This window comes from Streptomyces sp. NPDC058758 (genome assembly GCF_042746075.1).
GTDB lineage: Bacteria > Actinomycetota > Actinomycetes > Streptomycetales > Streptomycetaceae > Streptomyces.
In genome coordinates, this window is record NZ_JBHYPS010000014.1 from 56,979 (window position 1) to 76,151 (window position 19,173).

18 protein-coding genes are annotated in these 19,173 nt (G+C 73.9%); 12 read left to right on the forward strand and 6 right to left on the reverse strand.

The window, feature by feature from the left end:
* Positions 1 to 97: 97 nt before the first annotated feature.
* Entirely contained in the window at positions 98 to 973 is an 876-nt protein-coding gene (locus ACFW6A_RS18720) for an SDR family oxidoreductase (protein WP_351844761.1), read from the reverse strand.
* A 117-nt stretch (positions 974 to 1,090) separates the two neighbouring features.
* On the opposite strand from ACFW6A_RS18720, the gene ACFW6A_RS18725 reads away from it, so the two are divergent.
* Positions 1,091 to 1,489 (forward strand): helix-turn-helix domain-containing protein, encoded by a 399-nt coding sequence (locus tag ACFW6A_RS18725; RefSeq protein ID WP_351844763.1) that lies wholly within the window; start codon positions 1,091 to 1,093, stop codon positions 1,487 to 1,489.
* A gap of 75 nt (positions 1,490 to 1,564) precedes the next feature.
* Here the strand turns inward: ACFW6A_RS18725 and ACFW6A_RS18730 are convergent, their stop codons facing one another.
* From ACFW6A_RS18730 to ACFW6A_RS18750, 5 genes are all read right to left on the reverse strand, one after another.
* Entirely contained in the window at positions 1,565 to 2,617 is a 1,053-nt protein-coding gene (locus ACFW6A_RS18730) for a 2-oxoacid:ferredoxin oxidoreductase subunit beta (RefSeq protein WP_351844765.1), read from the reverse strand.
* Positions 2,610 to 4,547 carry a 2-oxoacid:acceptor oxidoreductase subunit alpha gene (locus ACFW6A_RS18735; protein ID WP_351844767.1) on the reverse strand — a complete coding sequence of 646 codons (1,938 nt, stop codon included), beginning with the start codon at positions 4,545 to 4,547 and terminating at the stop codon, positions 2,610 to 2,612. The genes ACFW6A_RS18730 and ACFW6A_RS18735 overlap by 8 nt, the downstream gene beginning before the upstream one ends.
* A 309-nt stretch (positions 4,548 to 4,856) precedes the next feature.
* The gene (locus tag ACFW6A_RS18740; RefSeq protein WP_200426128.1) at positions 4,857 to 5,516 is read right to left on the reverse strand and encodes a response regulator transcription factor; all 660 of its coding nucleotides are present in this window, start codon (positions 5,514 to 5,516) and stop codon (positions 4,857 to 4,859) included.
* Positions 5,517 to 5,792: 276 nt separating this feature from the next.
* A complete protein-coding gene (locus tag ACFW6A_RS18745) occupies positions 5,793 to 7,079 on the reverse strand; it encodes a sensor histidine kinase (RefSeq protein WP_386641529.1) in 1,287 nt (428 codons plus the stop codon).
* 302 nt (positions 7,080 to 7,381) lie between these two features.
* On the reverse strand, positions 7,382 to 8,563 hold the full coding sequence (locus ACFW6A_RS18750; RefSeq protein WP_351844771.1) for a sensor domain-containing protein: 1,182 nt from the start codon (positions 8,561 to 8,563) through the stop codon (positions 7,382 to 7,384).
* A 154-nt stretch (positions 8,564 to 8,717) separates the two neighbouring features.
* Between ACFW6A_RS18750 and ACFW6A_RS18755 the strand changes: the two genes are divergently transcribed.
* Genes ACFW6A_RS18755 through mscL form a run of 11 tightly spaced genes read left to right on the forward strand, consistent with a single transcriptional unit; the run spans position 8,718 to position 19,037 of the window.
* Entirely contained in the window at positions 8,718 to 9,110 is a 393-nt protein-coding gene (locus ACFW6A_RS18755) for an NADH-quinone oxidoreductase subunit A (protein ID WP_031009254.1), read from the forward strand.
* Complete coding sequence (locus ACFW6A_RS18760; RefSeq protein WP_351844773.1) at positions 9,101 to 9,688, forward strand: NADH-quinone oxidoreductase subunit B family protein; 588 nt, start codon at positions 9,101 to 9,103, stop codon at positions 9,686 to 9,688. The genes ACFW6A_RS18755 and ACFW6A_RS18760 overlap by 10 nt, the downstream gene beginning before the upstream one ends.
* Positions 9,685 to 11,001, forward strand: coding sequence for an NADH-quinone oxidoreductase subunit C (locus ACFW6A_RS18765; RefSeq protein ID WP_386641533.1), 1,317 nt, complete (start codon positions 9,685 to 9,687; stop codon positions 10,999 to 11,001). Before ACFW6A_RS18760 ends, ACFW6A_RS18765 begins: the two co-directional genes overlap by 4 nt.
* Complete coding sequence (locus tag ACFW6A_RS18770) at positions 10,998 to 11,960, forward strand: complex I subunit 1 family protein (protein ID WP_351844777.1); 963 nt, start codon at positions 10,998 to 11,000, stop codon at positions 11,958 to 11,960. Before ACFW6A_RS18765 ends, ACFW6A_RS18770 begins: the two co-directional genes overlap by 4 nt.
* On the forward strand, positions 11,961 to 12,533 hold the full coding sequence (locus ACFW6A_RS18775) for an NADH-quinone oxidoreductase subunit I (protein ID WP_351844779.1): 573 nt from the start codon (positions 11,961 to 11,963) through the stop codon (positions 12,531 to 12,533).
* Positions 12,530 to 13,087: an NADH-quinone oxidoreductase subunit J gene (locus ACFW6A_RS18780; RefSeq protein WP_351844781.1), complete on the forward strand. Its 558-nt coding sequence runs from the start codon at positions 12,530 to 12,532 to the stop codon at positions 13,085 to 13,087. Before ACFW6A_RS18775 ends, ACFW6A_RS18780 begins: the two co-directional genes overlap by 4 nt.
* Positions 13,087 to 13,449 carry an NADH-quinone oxidoreductase subunit NuoK gene (nuoK, locus tag ACFW6A_RS18785; RefSeq protein WP_351844783.1) on the forward strand — a complete coding sequence of 121 codons (363 nt, stop codon included), beginning with the start codon at positions 13,087 to 13,089 and terminating at the stop codon, positions 13,447 to 13,449. Before ACFW6A_RS18780 ends, nuoK begins: the two co-directional genes overlap by 1 nt.
* On the forward strand, positions 13,446 to 15,425 hold the full coding sequence (locus tag ACFW6A_RS18790) for an NADH-quinone oxidoreductase subunit L (protein WP_386641536.1): 1,980 nt from the start codon (positions 13,446 to 13,448) through the stop codon (positions 15,423 to 15,425). Before nuoK ends, ACFW6A_RS18790 begins: the two co-directional genes overlap by 4 nt.
* 3 nt (positions 15,426 to 15,428) lie before the next feature.
* Positions 15,429 to 17,006 carry a NuoM family protein gene (locus tag ACFW6A_RS18795; RefSeq protein ID WP_386641539.1) on the forward strand — a complete coding sequence of 526 codons (1,578 nt, stop codon included), beginning with the start codon at positions 15,429 to 15,431 and terminating at the stop codon, positions 17,004 to 17,006.
* The gene (locus ACFW6A_RS18800) at positions 17,006 to 18,529 is read left to right on the forward strand and encodes an NADH-quinone oxidoreductase subunit N (protein ID WP_351844787.1); all 1,524 of its coding nucleotides are present in this window, start codon (positions 17,006 to 17,008) and stop codon (positions 18,527 to 18,529) included. The genes ACFW6A_RS18795 and ACFW6A_RS18800 overlap by 1 nt, the downstream gene beginning before the upstream one ends.
* A 31-nt stretch (positions 18,530 to 18,560) precedes the next feature.
* A complete protein-coding gene (gene mscL, locus ACFW6A_RS18805) occupies positions 18,561 to 19,037 on the forward strand; it encodes a large conductance mechanosensitive channel protein MscL (RefSeq protein WP_351844789.1) in 477 nt (158 codons plus the stop codon).
* The last annotated feature ends 136 nt before the right edge of the window (positions 19,038 to 19,173 follow it).

The window sequence follows — 19,173 nt, forward strand, 5'->3', positions numbered from 1 at the left end:
CGCGCGCTGTTCCGACGAAGGTAGCGCCGCACAGGGCGGGCTGTCATGCGTGTACCGCTATACGGTCATGACCTTGGGGGGAGGTGCCGAGGGGCGGTCACTCCGCCGCGGCCAGCGCCTCCGCGACCGTCGTGCCGATCGGGGTGGTCGGGCGGCCGATCAGCCGCGCCAGGTCGCCGGTCCGGATCGCCAGCGCGCCCCGCTCGATCGCCCTGTCCACGTCCACGAGGATCGCCGCGAAGGGCTCCGGCACGCCCGCGCCCGTCAGGATCTCCAGGTGCGCCTCGGCCGGCACGTTCGTGTACGCGATCTCGCGCCCGGAGCGGGCGCCGACCTCCGCCGCGTACTCCGCGAACGACCACGCCTCGTCGCCGCTCAGCTCGTAGGCCCTGCCCAGGTGCTCCCCGGCCGGGCCGGTCAGCACGGCCGCCGCGGCGGCGGCGTAGTCGGCGCGGGTGGCGGAGGCGACCCGGCCCTCGCCCGCGTTGGCGACGACGGCGCCGTGGGCGAGGACGGGGGCGAGGTTCGCCGTGTAGTTCTCGCTGTACCAGCCGTTCCGCAGGAACGTGTACGGCAGGCCGGAGGCGAGGATCAGCTCCTCCGTCGCCTTGTGCTCGGCCGCCAGGTCGAAGTCGGCGTCGGGGCCGCCCAGGATGCCGGTGTACGCGAGCTGGGCCACGCCCGCCGCCCTGGCCGCGTCGATCACGGCGGCGTGCTGCGGCACCCGCCGCCCGACCTCGCTGCCGGAGATCAGCAGCACCCGGTCGCCCGCCTCGAAGGCGCCGGCCAGCGTCTCCGGCCGGCCGTAGTCGGCGATCCGCAGCTCGACGCCGCGGTCCGCGAGGTCGGCGGCCTTCTCCTTGTTCCGCACGACGGCGGCGACGGACCCGGCGGGGACGGCCGGGTCCGCGAGGAGGGCCTCGACGACGAGACGGCCGAGCTGTCCGGTGGCTCCGGTGACGACGATGCTCATGGGGGGGTTCCTTCGGGGGTGCGGTGGGGGCCCGCCAAGGGGGCTCTCGGGGTGCACACTCACCGTACGACGGGCACTAACCAGAAGAAAGTACCCACTTTGAAGTAAGGTACTGGCATGGAGGTACGTACCGAAGCGTCCGGGGCCCGGCCCCTGCTGGCCGACGTCGACGGCGCCATGTGCCCGTCCCGGCTCGTCCTGGAGCACGTCACCAGCCGCTGGGGCGTGCTCGTCCTGATCGCCCTCCTGGAGCGCTCGTACCGCTTCAGCGAGCTGCGGCGGCGGATCGGCGGCGTCAGCGAGAAGATGCTGACCCAGACCCTCCAGACCCTGGAGAGGGACGGCTTCGTCCACCGCGACGCCAAGCCCGTCATCCCGCCCCGCGTCGACTACGCCCTCACCCCCCTCGGCGAGGACGCCGCCCACCGCGTCAAGGCCCTCGCCCTCTGGACCGAGGACCGCGTCCCCGCCGTCGAGGCCGCCCGCGCCCGCTACGACGAGGCCCGCGGGCGGTGACCCCGCCGTCTCCCGGAAGCGCCGAGGGGCGCGGCCGGTGTCCCGGCCGCGCCCCTCGGTTCCCGTGACGCGGGGTCAGCCGACCACGGTCCAGGTGTCGTTGCCCGCCAGGAGGCGGCCGAGGTCGCCCTCGCCCTGCTGGGCGGCCGCGCGGTCGAGCTGCTCGGCCATCAGGGTGTCGTAGACCGGGCGCTCCACCGAGCGGAAGACGCCGATGGGGGTCTGGTGGAGGGTGTCGGGGTCGGCGAGGCGGGAGAGCGCGAAGGCGGTCGTCGGGGAGGCGGCGTGCGCGTCGTGGACGAGGACCCGGGACTCGTTCTCCGCGGTGACCGTGACGACCTCCAGGTCGCCGGTGGCCGGGTCGCGGACGACGCCCTTCTCGTTCTCCGCGCCGAAGCGGATCTGCTGCCCGTGCTCCAGGCGGATGACGGCCTCCTTGGCCAGGTCCTTGTCCTTGAGGACCTCGAAGGCGCCGTCGTTGAAGATGTTGCAGTTCTGGTAGATCTCCACCAGCGCCGTGCCGTCGTGGTCGGCGGCCTGGCGGAGCACCTCGGTGAGGTGCTTGCGGTCGGAGTCGACGGTGCGGGCGACGAAGGTGGCCTCCGCGCCGATCGCGAGCGACACCGGGTTGAAGGGGGCGTCGAGGGAGCCCATCGGGGTCGACTTGGTGATCTTGCCGACCTCGGAGGTGGGGGAGTACTGGCCCTTGGTGAGGCCGTAGATCCGGTTGTTGAAGAGCAGGATCTTGAGGTTGACGTTCCGGCGCAGGGCGTGGATCAGGTGGTTGCCGCCGATCGACAGCGCGTCGCCGTCACCGGTCACCACCCACACCGACAGGTCGCGGCGGGAGGTCGCCAGACCGGTGGCGATGGCCGGGGCGCGGCCGTGGATGGAGTGCATCCCGTAGGTGTTCATGTAGTACGGGAAGCGGGACGAGCAGCCGATGCCGGAGACGAAGACGATGTTCTCCTTCGCCAGGCCCAGCTCGGGCATGAAGCCCTGGACGGCGGCGAGGACGGCGTAGTCGCCGCAGCCCGGGCACCAGCGGACCTCCTGGTCCGACTTGAAGTCCTTCATCGTCTGGGCGGCCTCGGCCTTGGGCACCAGGCGCAGCAGGTTCTCAGGCATCGATGGCCTCCTTGAGGGCGGCGGCGAGCTGCTCGGCCTTGAACGGCATGCCGTTGACCTGGGTGTGGCTGCGGGCGTCGACGAGGTACTTCGCGCGGATCAGGGTGGCGAGCTGGCCGAGGTTCATCTCGGGGACCACGACCTTCTCGTACCGCCCCAGGACCTCGCCGAGGTTCTTCGGGAAGGGGTTGAGGTGGCGCAGGTGGGCCTGGGCGATGTGGCCGCCCTCGCGGCGGATGCGGCGTACGGCGGCGGTGATCGGCCCGTAGGTGGAGCCCCAGCCGAGGACCAGGGTCCGGGCGCCGTCCGGGTCGTCGACCTCCGTGTCGGGGACGTCGATGCCGTCGACCTTGGCCTGCCGGGTGCGGACCATGAACTCGTGGTTGGCGGGGTCGTACGAGATGTTGCCCGTGCCGTCCTGCTTCTCGATGCCGCCGATGCGGTGCTCCAGGCCGGGCGTGCCGGGGACGGCCCAGGGGCGGGCGAGGGTCTCCGGGTCGCGCTTGTAGGGCCAGAAGACCTCGGTGCCGTCGGCCTGGGTGTGGTTCGGGCCGGCCGCGAAGGGGGTGCGCAGGTCGGGCAGGTCCGCGACCTCGGGGATCCGCCAGGGCTCGGAGCCGTTGGCGAGGTAGCCGTCGGAGAGCAGGAAGACGGGGGTGCGGTACGCGAGCGCGATCCGGGCCGCCTCCAGGGCCGCGTCGAAGCAGTCGGCCGGGGTCTTCGGGGCCACCACGGGGACCGGCGCCTCGCCGTTGCGCCCGTACATGGCCTGGAGGAGGTCGGCCTGCTCGGTCTTGGTCGGCAGGCCGGTGGACGGGCCGCCGCGCTGGATGTCGACGATCAGGAGCGGCAGCTCCAGCGAGACCGCGAGGCCGATCGTCTCGGACTTGAGGGCCACGCCGGGGCCCGAGGTGGTCGTCACCGCCAGGGAGCCGCCGAAGGCGGCGCCGAGCGCCGCGCCGATGCCGGCGATCTCGTCCTCCGCCTGGAAGGTCCGCACGCCGAAGTTCTTGTGCTTCGACAGCTCGTGCAGGATGTCCGAGGCCGGGGTGATCGGGTACGAGCCCAGGTAGAGCGGCAGCTCCGCCTGCTTCGCCGCGGCGATCAGGCCGTAGGAGAGGGCCAGGTTCCCGGAGATGTTGCGGTACGTGCCGGTGGGGAAGGCGCGGGTCGCGGGGGCGACCTCGTAGGAGACGGCGAAGTCCTCGGTGGTCTCGCCGAAGTTCCAGCCGGCCCGGAAGGCGGCCACGTTCGCCTCGGCGATCTGCGGCTTCTTCGCGAACTTGGACCGCAGGAAGGCCTCGGTGCCCTCGGTCGGCCGGTGGTACATCCAGGACAGCAGCCCGAGCGCGAACATGTTCTTGCTCCGCTCGGCCTCCTTCCTCGACAGGCCGAACTCCTTGAGCGCCTCGATGGTCAGCGTCGTCAGCGGCACCGGGTGGACCCGGTAGCCGTCCAGCGAGCCGTCCTCCAGCGGGCTCTCGGCGTACCCGACCTTCGCCATGGCCCGCTTGGCGAACTCGTCGGTGTTCACGATGATCTCGCCGCCGCGCGGCACGTCGCCGATGTTCGCCTTGAGGGCGGCCGGGTTCATCGCGACCAGCACGTTCGGCGCGTCGCCGGGGGTCAGGATGTCGTGGTCGGCGAAGTGGAGCTGGAAGGACGAGACGCCGGGCAGGGTCCCCGCGGGGGCGCGGATCTCGGCCGGGAAGTTCGGCAGCGTGGACAGGTCGTTCCCGAAGGACGCCGTCTCCGAGGTGAAGCGGTCACCCGTGAGCTGCATGCCGTCACCGGAGTCGCCCGCGAACCGGATGATCACCCGGTCGAGGCGGCGGACTTCCTTCTCGGCGCCGTTGTGGGCCTCCGCCGGGGCGCTGCGCTGCTCCCCGAGCAGGGCCTCGCCGGCCTCGCTACTGACCTGGCTGGTCACTTACTGGACCTCCCTAGCGGCAAGCGGGACTCTCGGCCCACCCTACGACGGTGAGGTGGGCCTTCCCGGGACTTCTCGCATGATGGGCCTCTCTTTGAGACGCCCTTTCGCTGTGCATTGTCCTGTTCTGCGCCTACCCGGATTGCTCCGGAACGCCGTATTCCGCCTCGTTCTTCCGTCCCGGGTCCGCCGCGGGCCCGCCCCGGGTCCGCCGGACCGGCCGGGGTCCGGGGTGGGTCCGCGGCGGCCGGCCGGACCCGTATCTGACAGAGTGTCAGAAGATCAAGGCTTGCGGGTGCGGAAAACGGCTCAGGACCTGAGGTACGTCAGCACCGCGAGCACCCGGCGGTGGTCCCCCTCGCTCGGCGACAGGCCCAGCTTGAGGAAGATATTGCCGATGTGCTTCTCCACCGCGCCGTCGCTCACCACCAGCTGCTTCGCGATGGCCGAATTCGTCCGGCCCTCGGCCATCAGACCCAGGACCTCCCGCTCGCGCGGCGTCAGATGGGCCAGCACGTCCTGCTGCCGGCTCCGGCCCAGCAGCTGCTGCACCACCTCCGGGTCCAGGGCCGTACCGCCCCCGGCCACCCGCACCACCGCCTCGGTGAACTCCCGCACCTCCGCGACCCGGTCCTTCAGCAGATAGCCCACGCCCCGCGTGGACCCGGCCAGCAGCTCGGTGGCGTACTGCTCCTCCACGTACTGCGACAGCACCAGCACCCCCAGGTCCGGGTACTCCGCGCGCAGCCGCACCGCCGCCCGCACCCCCTCGTCCGTGTGGGTCGGCGGCATCCGCACGTCGGCCACCACCACGTCCGGCAGCGCGCCCGCGTCCGCCAGCTCCGCCACCGTCTTCACCAGCGCCTCGCCGTCCCCGACGCCCGCCACGACCTCGTGCCCCCGGTCCGTGAGGAGCCGCGTCAGCCCCTCGCGCAACAGCACCGAGTCCTCGGCGATCACCACCCGCACCCGGTCCGCCGCCTCTCCCGCACCCACGTCCGCCGCCCCCTGTCCCTGCCGTACGATCACGCGGCCCGGTCGGCGCCGCGTGATCAGCATCGCAGGAAAGCCCCCACCGGGGACACGGGACGCCTCGGGCGCGCCACGGAGGGCCCGGCCGCCGGCCGCCGTCCCGGGAGCGTCCCGGGGCCCGGCCGCCGGCCGCCGTCCCGGGCGCGCCACGGGGGCCCGGCCGCCGGCCCGCGCCCCGCACGCGTCACGGAGGCCCGGCCGCCGGCCGTCGGCTCAGGCGCGCCAGGGCAGTTCCGCCGTCACCGTCGTCGGGCCGCCCGCCGGGGAGTCCACCGCGAGCACCCCGTCCACCGCCCGCAGCCGCTCCGCGAGCCCGGCCAGGCCCTGCCCGCGCGCCGGGTCCGCGCCGCCGACGCCGTCGTCCCGCACCTGGAGCATCAGCCGCTTCTCCGACCGCCACACGTCCACCGAGGCCCGCCGGGCCCGGGAGTGCCGGGTCACGTTCCGCAGCAGCTCCACCACCGTGAAGTAGGCCAGGCCCTCGATCGCCGCCACCGGCCGCCCCGGCAGGTCCACCGTCACCGCCACCGGCACCGCGCAGCGGCCCGCCACCGACGACAGCGCCGCGTCCAGACCCCGGTCGGTCAGCACCGCCGGATGGATGCCCCGCGCCAGGTCCCGCAGCTCGCTCAGCGCCAGCTTCACCTCGCCGTGCGCCTCCTCCACCAGCACCGCCGCCGCCTCCGGGTCACGGGCCAGGGTCTCCCGGGCCAGCCCCAGGTCCATCGCCAGCGACGCGAGCCGCGCCTGCGGCCCGTCGTGCAGGTCCCGCTCGATCCGGCGCAGGTCCGCCGCCGCCGTGTCCACGACCACGCCCCGGTCCGACTCCAGCTCCGTCACCCGCTCCGCCAGCCGCCCCGGGCCCAGCAGCCCCGCCACCAGGAAGCGGTCCACCGCCGTCAGCCCCCGCAGCACCGGCGGCCACGCCAGCACGAACAGCAGCCCGACCAGGCAGGTGACGCCCACCTCGAAGGGCGAGTCCAGGTACAGGGCGTGGGTCTCGTCCCCGTACAGCTGGATCCCGTCCTGGCCCAGGTAGGCGGGGAAGACCCACCGCCACACCGGGTACGTGAACAGGCCCCAGCCCCACGTGAAGAAGACCAGCGACACCGAGAACGAGAACACCGCCCACGGGAAGTGCACCAGCGCGTACAGCAGGTGCCGCCACGAGGCCCCGGACCGCAGCATCGCCGCCATCCACGAGAACGCCCCGCCCGTCCGGCCCCGCACCGGCTCCGGCGCCGCCACGTCCGTCCCGAGCAGCCCCCGCACCCGGCCCCGCTCCACCGCGCCCATCCCCCGGCACACGGCCAGCGACGCGGCGAGCACCGGCACCCCGAGGAAGGTGATCAGCAGCCCCGCCCCCGTCGAGGTCAGCGAGACCGCCAGCGAGAACCACAGCACGGCCAGCGGCAGCCCCACCAGCGTGAAGACGAAGGCCTTCCAGGTCCGTGCCTGGAAGGGGGCCCGAAGCGCTGCGGGGACGAGGGGCGAATCCATCGGACGTCCTTCTCTCCTGGGAGGGGTTCCTGGGTACGACTCCAGGGTTCCGTCCGGGCCCCCTCCGGCACCATGAGGCGGGTCGGCGTCTCCCGAGGGGGGTTATCCCTACCCGGCCCTCGGGGGCGGGGCCCGCCGGGGCCGACACCTGACATCTTCGGGGCCGGTATCCACCATCCGGGATCCACCATCCGGGATCCACCATCCGGCGCCAGGCAGCCGGGATCCGACATGCGCCGCCCCGCGCCCACCCCCCGTGGCCGCCGCCCCGCGCCCCGCCCGGCGCCCGCCGCCCCCGGGCCTCAGCCCCGGCGGTCCCGCCACGGCAGCTCCGCCGTCACCGTCGTCGGGCCGCCCTCGGGGGAGTCCACGACCAGCAGGCCGTCCACCGCGCCGAGACGTTCCGCCAGCCCCGCCAGACCCGTGCCGCCGTCGAGCCGCGCGCCGCCCCGCCCGTCGTCGCGCACCTGGAGCAGCAGCCGGTCCCCCGACCGCCACACCTCCACCGAGGCCGCGCGGGCCCGGGCGTGCTTCGACACGTTCTGCAGCAGCTCCGAGACGGTGAAGTACGCGATCCCCTCGATCGCCTCCGCCGGCCGGTCGGGCAGCTCCACCGCCACCGTCGCCGGCACCGTGCACCGCCCCGCGAGCGACGACAGCGCCGCCCCGAGCCCCCGGTCGGTCAGCACCGCCGGGTGGATGCCCCGCGCCAGGTCCCGCAGCTCCTGGAGGGCAAGCTTCACCTCGCCGTGCGCCTCCGCGACCATCTCCGCCGCCGCCTCCGGGTCCTCGTGCAGCTTCTCCTTCGCCAGCCCGAGCCCCATCGCCAGCGCCACCAGGCGCGCCTGCGCCCCGTCGTGCAGGTCCCGCTCGATCCGCCGCAGGTCCGCCGCCGCCGTGTCCACGACCACGCCCCGGTCCGTCTCCAGCTCGACGATCCGCCGCTCCAGCTCGTCCGACGGCGAGAGCAGCCCCCGCACCATGCCCCGGTCCGCCGCCGCCAGGCCCCGCGCGATGAACGGCAGCACCGGCCACAGGCCCACCAGCGACCCCAGCGTCACGCCGAAGGTGAGGACGCCCCACGGCAGCCGGATCAGCCCGTACAGCTGGCTCCGCCACGCCACCGGGTCCTTCAGCTGCGCCCACAGCCACGGCAGCGCGCCGCCGGCCCGGGGCAGCGGCGACGGCTCCGCCACGTCCGCGTCGAGCAGCCACCGCGCCCGCGCCCGCTCCGAGCGCCCGATCCCGCGCGCCCCCGCGAGCCCCGCCGCCAGCAGCGGCAGGCCGATGACGGTGACCGACAGGGCGGCCCCGACGGACACCGTGGTGACGGCGTAGACGAAGCCCACGAGAGAGGCGGGCAGGTTGAGGAGGAGGAAGGAGACCTCCTTCCAGGTCTCCTTCCCGTACGCGGTCCGCCGCCGCGCGGGCGGGTCCCCGGCCGTGACGGCGGGGGCGGAGGGGCTCGGGTGATCAGCGGTCATGCCCCCAGCCTGCCGTCCCCCGGCCTCCCGGGGCCATGGGGGGAGTGGGTGTCGGCCAGGGGGGATAACCCCACCGGCACCTGCTTACGCTCCTTTTAGCAGGGCCTAGACTCGCGTCGGTGAAAATGCCGAGGGACCGAGAGGGGCGGCCGACGTGCGGGAACCGACCGTAGTCGCGGCGGACTATTTCGATACGTACTCCGTCGTCGGGCTGCTCGCCGTCGTCGGCGTGCTCTTCGTCGCGGTCGCCTTCGGCGCCGGCCGGCTGCTCCGGCCCGTCGTGCCGACCCCGGAGAAACTCCTCACCTACGAGTGCGGCGTCGACCCCGTGGGGGAGGGCTGGGCCCACACCCAGGTCCGCTACTACGTCTACGCCTTCCTCTACGTCATCTTCGCCGTCGACTCGATCTTCCTCTTCCCGTGGGCGACGGTCTTCGCCGCGCCCGGCTACGGCGCGACCACCCTCGTCGAGATGTTCGTCTTCCTCGGCTTCCTGGCCGTCGGACTGCTCTACGCGTACAAGAAGGGCGTCCTGGCATGGACGTAACACCCGCGGGGAGCGCCGTGCCCCTGCCCGCCCCCAAGCTGGGCACGCTCTCCCGGCTCGCCCCCGAGCCCATGAAGGTGGTCCTGAACTGGGGCCGCCGCTACAGCCTCTGGGTCTTCAACTTCGGCCTCGCCTGCTGCGCGATCGAGTTCATCGCCGCGTCCATGGCCCGGCACGACTTCATCCGGCTCGGCGTGATCCCCTTCGCGCCCGGCCCGCGCCAGGCCGACCTCATGATCGTCTCCGGCACGGTGACGGACAAGATGGCACCGGCGGTGAAGCGGCTCTACGAGCAGATGCCCGAGCCGAAGTACGTGATCTCCTTCGGCGCCTGCTCGAACTGCGGCGGCCCCTACTGGGACTCGTACTCCGTCACCAAGGGCGTCGACCAGATCATCCCGGTCGACGTGTACGTCCCCGGCTGCCCGCCCCGCCCCGAGGCGCTGCTCCAGGGCATCCTCAAGCTCCAGGAGAAGATCGCCCGCGAGAACCTCGGCGAGCGGTACGGCTCCGGCGCCACGGTCGCCCAGCTCACCAGCCCGCTGGTCACCCCGCCGCCGGGAGGCGACGACCGATGAACCGCTACGACTCCCTCCCCGAGGCCGTGACGGACCTGTTCGGCGACGAGGCGGCGGCCGAGAGGGCGTACGACCTGCTGACCGTCGACGTCCCCGCCACGGAATGGCTCGACGCGCTGCGGACCGCCCGGGACGAGCTGGGCTGCACCTACTTCGACTGGCTGAGCGCGGTCGACGAGCCCGGCACCGGCTTCCGCGTCTGCGCCCACGTCGTCGCCGTCGGCGGCGGCGCCCCCCGCCGCCTCCTGCTCCGCACGACGGTCCCGCACGAGGCCGCGTCGCTGCCGACGGCCATCGGCGTCTACGCGGGCGCGGCGTGGCACGAGCGCGAGACCCACGAGATGTTCGGCGTGGTCTTCGAGGGCCACCCGAACCTCACCCCCCTCCTGCTCCCCGAGAACTTCGAGGGCCACCCCCTCCGCAAGGACTTCGTCCTCGCCGCCCGCGTGGCGAAGGCCTGGCCGGGCGCGAAGGAGCCGGGCGAGTCCCACGACGGCGGCCCCAAGCGCCGCCAGATGCTCCCGCCCGGCGTCCCCGACCCCAACGAGTGGGGCCCCCTCAAGGGCCAGCTCCCCCCGGCCCCCGAACGCCCCGCCCGGGGCGCCGCCGCCGACCGCCCCCGCCGCACCCGCACGACGGCGGAGGGCTCGGCGACCCAGGAAGCCCCGGCCCCCCGCCGCACCCGCTCCGCCGCGGCCGGCTCCGCGAGCCAGACGCCCCCGGCGTCCCCGGCCGCGCCCGAGCCGGGCGCCGCCCCGACCCCCCGCCGTACGCGCTCCGCCTCGGAGGGCTCGGCGAGCCAGGCGACCCCGGAACCGGCCGCCGCCCCGGCCCCTCGCCGTACGCGCTCCGCGTCCGACGGCTCGGCGAGCCAGACGCCCCCGGCCGCCGCCCCGCGCCGCACGCGCAGCGCGAGCCAGGGCTCGGCGAGCCGGCAGGCGGAGCAGACCGCGAAGGCCGAGCCGGCGGAGCCGGCCGAGCAGGCCGGGGCTGCCTCGCCGCCCCCGCGCACCCGCAGCTCCGACGCCCCCTGGCACCACGCCCGCCCGGCCTTCGACGAGCCCCGGAAACCACCCGCCCCGGGGCCCGACCCCACTCCGGCCGAGCCCGCCGCAGGCGAGCCCGCGCCGAAGCCCGCCACGGCCGAGCCCGCGCCCGAGCCGAAGCCCGCACCGGAGCCGAAGGCCACCGCGCAGCCCGGCCCCACTCCGGCCGAGCCCGCCGCAGGCGAGCCCGCGCCGAAGCCCGCCGCAGGCGAAGGCCGTGACGGCGACGACGACCATCCCGACTCCGCCGGAGGCGATCCCGCGTGAACGACGCACTCGACGTCGCCGTCCGGCTGCTGCTGGTCTTCGCCGCGTTCCTCGTGCTGCCGCTCGTCGTCGGCCAGACCGAGCACAAGGTCATGGCCCACATGCAGGGCCGCCTCGGCCCCATGTACGCCGGCGGCTTCCACGGCTGGGCCCAGCTCGTCGCCGACGGCGTGAAGTTCGCCCAGAAGGAGGACGTCGTCCCGAAGGACGCCGACCGCCGGGTCTTCCAGCTCGCGCCGGCCGTCGCCCTCCTCCCGTACCTCCTCGTCCTCGTCGCGATCCCGGTCGGTCCGGGCTCCGCCGGCGCGGTCGTCGACGCCGGCGTCTTCTTCGCGCTCGCCGTCATGGGCGTCGGCGTGCTCGGCAGCCTGATGGCCGGCTGGGCGTCCGCGAACAAGTTCTCCCTGCTCGGCGGCCTGCGCACGGCCGCCCAGCTGCTCGCGTACGAGCTGCCGATGCTGCTCGCCGCCGCCTCCGTCGCGATGGCCGCCGGCACCGTCTCGCTCACCGGCGTCCTCGACGCCTTCGCGTGGTGGTGGGTGCCGTGGCAGATCGTCGGCGCGCTCGTCTTCTTCGTCGCGGGCCTCGCCGAGCTCCAGCGCCCGCCGTTCGACATGCCGGTGGCCGACTCGGAGATCATCTTCGGCGCGTACACCGAGTACACGGGCCTCCGCTTCGCGCTCTTCCTGCTCGCCGAGTACGCCGGCATCGTCGTCCTCTGCGGCCTCACCACCGTCCTCTTCCTCGGCGGCTGGCACGGCCCGTGGGGCGACGACGGCCTCGGCTGGCTCTGGACCCTGCTCAAGACCGCCGTCCTGGCCTTCGTCGTCATCTGGCTGCGGGTGAGCTACCCGCGCCTGCGCGAGGACCAGCTCCAGAAGCTCGCCTGGACGACGCTCGTCCCGCTCGCCCTGGCGCAGATCGCGCTCACCGGCATCGTGAAGGTGGCGATCAGCTAGATGTCCCCCAAGATCCCCGGCTCCGGCCTCGCCAAGGGCCTCGCCGTCACCCTCCGCACGATGACCCGCAAGTCGGTCACCGCGCAGTACCCGGACGCGCAGCCCGAGCTGCCGCCCCGCTCGCGCGGGGTGATCGCGCTGTTCGAGGAGAACTGCACGGTCTGCATGCTGTGCGCCCGCGAGTGCCCCGACTGGTGCATCTACATCGACTCCCACAAGGAGACCGTCCCGGCCGCCGCCCCCGGCGGCCGCGAGCGCAGCCGGAACGTCCTCGACCGCTTCGCCATCGACTTCTCCCTCTGCATGTACTGCGGGATCTGCATCGAGGTGTGCCCCTTCGACGCCCTCTTCTGGTCGCCGGAGTTCGAGTACGCCGAGACCGACATCCTGGAGCTGACCCACGAGCGGGACAAGCTCCGCGAGTGGATGTGGACCGTCCCCGAGCCGCCCGCGCTCGACCCGAGGGCCGAGGAGCCCAAGGAGATCGCCGCCGCCCACAAGGCCGCCGAGAAGGCCGCCGCCGCCCAGGCCGCCGCCGAGGCCGCGGCCCAGCAGCAGGAGGGCCCGCAGTGATTCTCGCCGCCCCGCCGGCCCACCCCGGCTTCCTCTCGCCCACCGGCGTCGAGATCGCCTTCCTCCTGGTCGGTCTCGTCACCCTCGGCGCCGCCGTCGTCTCCGTCACCACGAAGCAGCTCGTGCACGCCGCGCTCTGGCTCGTGGTCGCCCTCGGCGGCCTCGCCGTCGAGTACCTCCTGCTGACCGCCGAGTTCATCGCCTGGGTCCAGGTCCTGATCTACGTCGGCTCGGTCGTCGTCCTGCTCCTCTTCGGACTGATGCTCACCAAGGCGCCGATCGGCCGCTCCCCGGACGCCGACTCCGGCAACCGGCCGGTCGCCCTCGCCGTCGCGGCGGCCGCCGCCGCCGCGCTCGTCTGGGTGGTCTGGGACGCCTTCCGCAAGACCTGGATCGAGCTCGACGGGCCCGCCCGGGGCTCCACCGACGTGACCGGCGAGACGCTCTTCCGGCACTGGGTGCTGCCCTTCGAGGCGCTCTCCGTGCTGCTGCTCGCCGCCCTGGTCGGCGCCATCGTCCTGTCCCGCAAGAAGCCGGAAGGGGAGCGGGACTGATGCACCTCGCCTACCCCGCCGTCCTCGCCGCGCTCCTCTTCTGCGTCGGCCTGTACGGCGTCCTCGCCCGCCGCAACGCGATCCTGGTCCTGATGTCGGTCGAGCTGATGCTCAACGCCGTCAACCTCAACCTGGTCGCCTTCGACGTCTGGCTCCGCGACGCCCTCCACGCCGGCCAGGCCCTCACCCTCTTCACCATCGCCGTCGCGGCCGCCGAGATCGGCATCGGCCTCGCGATCGTCCTGATGGTGTACCGCAACCGCGGCACCTCCGACGTCGACCGCCTCCGCGACACGGCGGAGCGCCCCGAGCCGGCCGCGACCCCGGACAGCACCGACGAGAAGGCCGAGGCCGCCGCGTGACCACCACGACCCTCGCCGTCCTCGTCCCCCTCCTGCCCTTCCTCGGCGCCGCCGCCGGTCTCGCCGTCGGCCGCGCCGCACCCGGCTTCGTCCGGCCGCTCGCCGTCCTCCCGACCCTCGCCGCCGCCGTCCTCGCCGTCCTCGTCGCCGTCCGCCAGGGCGGGAACACGGTGATCGAGGCGGCCACCGAGCTGACGCCCACCGGCTCCGTCCCGATCACCCTCGGCGTCCACATCGACGGCTTCGCCGCCCTCGTGGCCGTCCTCGTCGGCGTGGTCGCGAGCTGCGTGCAGATCTACTCGACCGGCTACCTCCGCGAGGACCCCCGCTACGCCTCGTACGCCGCGCTCGTCTCCCTCTTCACCGCCGCGATGCTCCTCGTCGTCTACTCCGGCGACCTGATGGTGCTCCTGGTCGGCTGGGAGGTCATGGGCATCTGCTCGTACTTCCTCGTCGGGCACTACTGGGAGACCCCCGAGGCGCGCTCCGCCTCCCTGAAGGCCTTCCTCGTCACCAAGCTCGGCGACGTCCCCTTCCTCTTCGGGCTCTTCGCGCTCGCCGCCGACGCCGGCACCTTCCGCATCGACGGCATCCTCTCCACCGTCGCGAGCGGCGGCCTCGACCACCCCACCCCGGTGGCGCTGCTGCTCCTCGCCGGCGTGGCCGGGAAGTCCGCGCAGTTCCCCCTGCACACCTGGCTCCCCGACGCCATGGCCGGCCCGACGCCGGTCTCCGCGCTCATCCACGCGGCCACCATGGTCGCCGCCGGCATCTACTTCGTGGCCCGGCTGCTGCCGGTCTTCGCCGCCTCCGCCGCCGCGATGACCGTGCTCGCCGTGATGGCCGCGGTCACCATGGTCGGCTCGGCGCTCGCCGCCCTCGCCCAGGACGACATCAAGCGGGTCCTCGCCTACTCGACGATCGGCCAGCTCGGCTACATGGCGGGCGCGCTCGCCGTCGGCGACCGCGGCGCCGCCGTCTTCCACCTCCTGTCGCACGCCGCCTTCAAGGCGCTGCTCTTCCTCGCCGCCGGCGCGGTCATCCACGCCGCCGGCACCAACTCGCTCACCGCCATGTCCCGGACGGGCGGCCTGGCGAAGCGGATCCCCGACGCGTACTGGACGATGACCGTCGCCCTCCTCGCGCTCGCCGCGATCCCGCCCTTCGCCGGCTTCTTCTCCAAGGAGGCCGTCCTGGTCGCCGCCGAGCACACGGCGCTCGGCGACCGGCCCGGCGTCCCCGCGGGGGCCGGCTGGACCGTCCTCGTCGCGGGCCTGCTGACCGCCCTCCTCACCGCCGCGTACGCGCTCCGCCTCTGGCTGCGCGCCTTCCGCGGCCGGGGCCCGGCCGCGCCGGACCACGGGCGCCAGCCGATCGCCATGACGGGCGTCCTGTGGGTCCTCGCGGTCCCGTCCCTCGGCTTCGGCCTCGGCGCCTTCGTCCTGGACGACTGGTTCGACGGCGAGGCCCTCGCCCCGACCCTCACCACCGCCGTCCTCGGCACCGGCCTCGCCGTCGCCGGCGGCGCCGTCACCTACGCCGTCTGGCGCACCCTGGCCGCCCGGGCCGTACCCGCCGCGACCGCCCCGCACGTCGCCCACCCGGACGCCGACGCCGGCCTGGTCGAGGCCGAGGCGCTGCGCCTGCCGCACCCCGCCGAGGACCCGGCCGACCCCGGCCGCGCCCTCCTCGGCCCGCTGCACGGCCCCGCCGCCGACGGCTTCCACCTGGACGCCCTCTACGCCAAGGCGTTCGTCCGCCCGGTGCTCGGCGCCGCCTCCCTGGTCCGCTTCCTGGACCGCGAGGTCGTCGACACCTACGTGCGCGGCGCCGCCGGCACCGCCAAGGGCCTCGGGTGGCTCGTCCGCCGCGCCCAGACCGGCAACGTGCAGACCTACCTCAGCGCCCTGCTCGCCGGCTCCGTCGTCCTGGCGATCGCCGCCGTCGCCCTCGCCAACGCCTTCGCCGGAGCGTGAGCCGTGATCGATATCAGCGAATCCGTGATGCAGTTCCTCCTCGCGTTCCTCGTCGCGGCGCCGCTCCTCGGCGCCGCCGCCGCGCTCCTGCCCGCCCCGCCCGGACTCAAGGGGAAGTCGCCCGACCAGGCGGTCCTCCGCCACGGCGTCACCGTCACCGGCGTGATCCTCCTCGCGGCGATCGCCCTCGCCCTGGGCTTTGACCACGACCACCCGTCGCGGATGCAGGCCACCACCGACATCAGCTGGATCAGGGCGCTCGACGTCCGGATCCACCTCGGCGTCGACGGCGTCTCCCTCCCCCTCCTGGTGCTGACCGCGCTGCTGACCTTCCTCTGCGCGCTGTACTCCTACTTCAAGCTGCCGCCGGGCCCGTCCCCGAAGGCGTTCGTCGCGCTGCTGCTCCTCCTGGAGGCCGGCACCCTCGCCACCTTCGCCGTCCTCGACCTGGTCCTCTTCTTCCTCGCCTTCGAGACGGTCCTCGTCCCGATGTACTTCCTCATCTCCCGCTGGGGCGGCGAGGGCCGCCGCGCCGCCGCCGGGAAGTTCATCCTCTACACGCTGCTCGGCTCCGTCGTCATGCTGCTCGGCCTGCTCCTCATCGGGATAAAGGCCGGCACCTTCGACATGGTCGCGCTCGCCACCGACCACGGCCGCGGACTGACCACGTCGGTGCAGGTCACCGCCGTCCTCGCGATCGGCATCGGGCTCGCGGTGAAGACCCCCATGTGGCCGCTGCACTCCTGGCTGCCGGACGCCCACACCGCCGCCCCCACCGTCGGCTCGGTCCTCCTCGCCGGCGTGCTCCTCAAGATGGGCACGTACGGCTTCGTCCGCATCGCGCTGCCCATCGCCCCCGACGGCATGCACACCCTCGCCCCCTACCTGGCCGCCTTCGCCGCCGCCGGCATCGTCTACGGCTCCCTGGCCTGCCTCGCCCTGGCGCGGCCCGGCGCCAAGGGCGACCTCAAGCGGCTCATCGCGTACTCCTCCGTCGGCCACATGGGCTTCGTCCTCCTCGGCATCGCCACCCTGACCCCCACCGGCGTCAACGGCGCGCTCTTCGCCAACATCGCCCACGGCCTCATCACCGGCCTGCTCTTCTTCCTCGTCGGAGCCCTGAAGGACCGCTACGGCACCGCCGACCTCGACACCCTCGCCGGGGCCACCGGCGCCGCCCTCTACGGCCGCGCCCCCCGCCTCGGCGCCCTCCTCGCCTTCGCCGCCGTCGCCTCCCTCGGCCTGCCCGGGCTTGCCGGCTTCTGGGGCGAGATGCTCGCCCTCTTCGCCGCCTTCGACCCGGCCGAAGGGCTGAACCGGGCCGCGTACCTCGTCTTCATGGTCCTCGGCGGCCTCGGCACCCTGCTGACCGCCGCGTACCTGCTGATCGTGGTCCGCCGCGTCTGCATGGGCGGCCCCCGCCCGGCCGGCGAACCGGAGCTCGCCGACGTCCAGCCGTACGAGCTGGCCGCCTGGACCCCGCTCGTCGCCCTCACCGTCCTCGCCGGACTCTGGCCCGCGGTCCTCCTCGGCCTCACCGACCCGGCCGTCCAGCAGCTCCTCGCGGGAGGCACCCAGTGATGCCGGCCACCACCTCGCTCGTCCAGTCCGTCGACTGGCTGACGATCGCGCCCCCGACCCTCACCGCCCTGGTCGCCCTCGGCGTCCTCGTCGCCGACCTCTTCGTGCCCGCCGCGCGCAAGCAGGTCCTCGGCTGGGTCTCGGTCGCCGGCCTCGCCGCCGCCCTCGTCCTGCTCCTGCCGCTGCGCGCCGGCGACCGCGCCACCTTCTGCCTCACCCCCGCCGCCCAGGCCGACAGCGCCGCCCGGACCGCCGGGTGCAGCTACACCGCCGACCACTTCACCCTGGTCGTCCAGCTCCTCGTGCTCGGCGGCGCCCTGCTCACCGCCCTGCTCTCGCTGCCCGCCACCCGCGAGAAGCTCCCGGCCGGCGAGTACTGGTTCCTGCTGCTGTCCTCCGCCGCCGGAGCCGCCCTGCTGCCCGCCTCCCGGGACCTCGCCACCCTCGTGGTCGCCCTGGAGGTCGCCTCGCTGCCCGCCTTCGCGCTCGTCGGCCTCAAGCGCGGCGACCGCCGCTCCAGCGAGGCCGCCCTCAAGTTCTTCCTCTCCTCGGTGACCGCCACCGCCGTCACCCTCCTCGGTGTGAGCTTCGTCTACGCCGCCACCGGCACCCTCCACCTCACCGAGATCGCCGCCCGGCTCGACGAGGTCCCCCGCGGGCTCCAGACCCTCGCCGAGGCCGGCGTCGCCCTCACCCTCGTCGGCTTCGCCTTCAAGCTCGCCGCCGTCCCCTTCCACTTCTGGGTCCCCGACACCTACACCGGCGCCCCGCTGCCCGTCGCCGCCTACCTGTCGGTCGTCGGCAAGGCCGTCGGCTTCACCGGACTCATCCTGGTGACGGTCGTCGCCTTCCCCCCGTACGCCGACGTCTGGGGCCCCGCCCTCGCCGTCCTCGCCGCCCTCACCATGACCGCGGGCAACGTCGCAGCCCTCCGCCAGGACCCCGCCCGCCCCGGCAGCGCGGTCCGGCTGCTCGCCTGGTCCTCCGTCGCCCAGGCCGGCTACCTCCTGGTGCCGATAGGGGCCGCCGCGTACTCCAGCGACGAGCAGGTCGGCGCCACCGTCGCGTACGCCCTCATGTACGCCGTCGTGAACCTCGGCGCCTTCGCCGTCGTCGCCCTCGTCGCCCGCACCCACCCGGGCAAGCGGATCGCCGACCACGCCGGGCTCTACGCCGCCAGCCCCGCCGCCGCCCTCGCGCTCGCCTTCTTCCTCCTGAATCTGGCCGGTTTGCCCCCGGGTATCATCGGCCTCTTCGCCAAGGTGACCGTGTTCTCGTCGGCCGTCGACGCGGGCCTCGGCTGGCTGGCCGTGGTCATGGGCGTCAACGTCGTCATCGGCCTCGCGTACTACCTGCGGTGGACGGCCCTGCTGTTCCGCACGCCCCAGGACGCGATCGCCACCGAGCCGCGGCGGGCCCCCGCGCCCGTCACCCTGGCGATCGTGCTGACCGCCGCCGCCGGAGCCGTCCTGTCGGGCTACCCGCAGTTCGCCCTCCGCTTCGCGACGACCGGCCTCTTCTGACCCCCCACGAAACCCCTGGGAGCAACACGCCGTGCTGAACGGATTCAAGGACTTCATACTCCGCGGGAACGTCGTCTCGATGGCCATCGGCCTGGCCGTCGGCTCGGCGTTCACGGCCGTCGTCACCGGCTTCAGCAAGGCGTTCATCACCCCGCTCATCGGCCTCGCCACCGGCTCCGTCGGCGACTTCAGCGAGGCGAAGTTCAAGGTCGGCCAGACCGTCTTCCCCTACGGCCTGGCCATCGCCGCCACCATCGCCTTCCTCATCACCGCCCTGGTCCTCTACTTCCTCTTCGTCCTCCCCATGGCGAAGGTCCAGGCGAGGTTCGCCAAGGAAGAGGCCCTCGACCCCAAGTCCGAGAAGCGCGACTGCCCCCGCTGCTTCGCCGAGATCCCGGCCATCGCCACCCGCTGCGCCCACTGCACCAGCGAGGTCGAGCCGCTCGCCGACGCCCTCGTCAAGGCCGGCCTCGCCCCGGCCGCCGAGAAGGTCCCCGCCGCGCGCTGACGCCCGGGAATCACCCGGACGGCGCAACACGCCCCCGGTGCGGCCGGGGGAACCGCAGCCTCTCGCCTGGCGTTGACCAGTACGTGAGGGTCCACTTGAGGCGTGGACCACCAAGCAAAGGGTTCCCCTGCCGCAC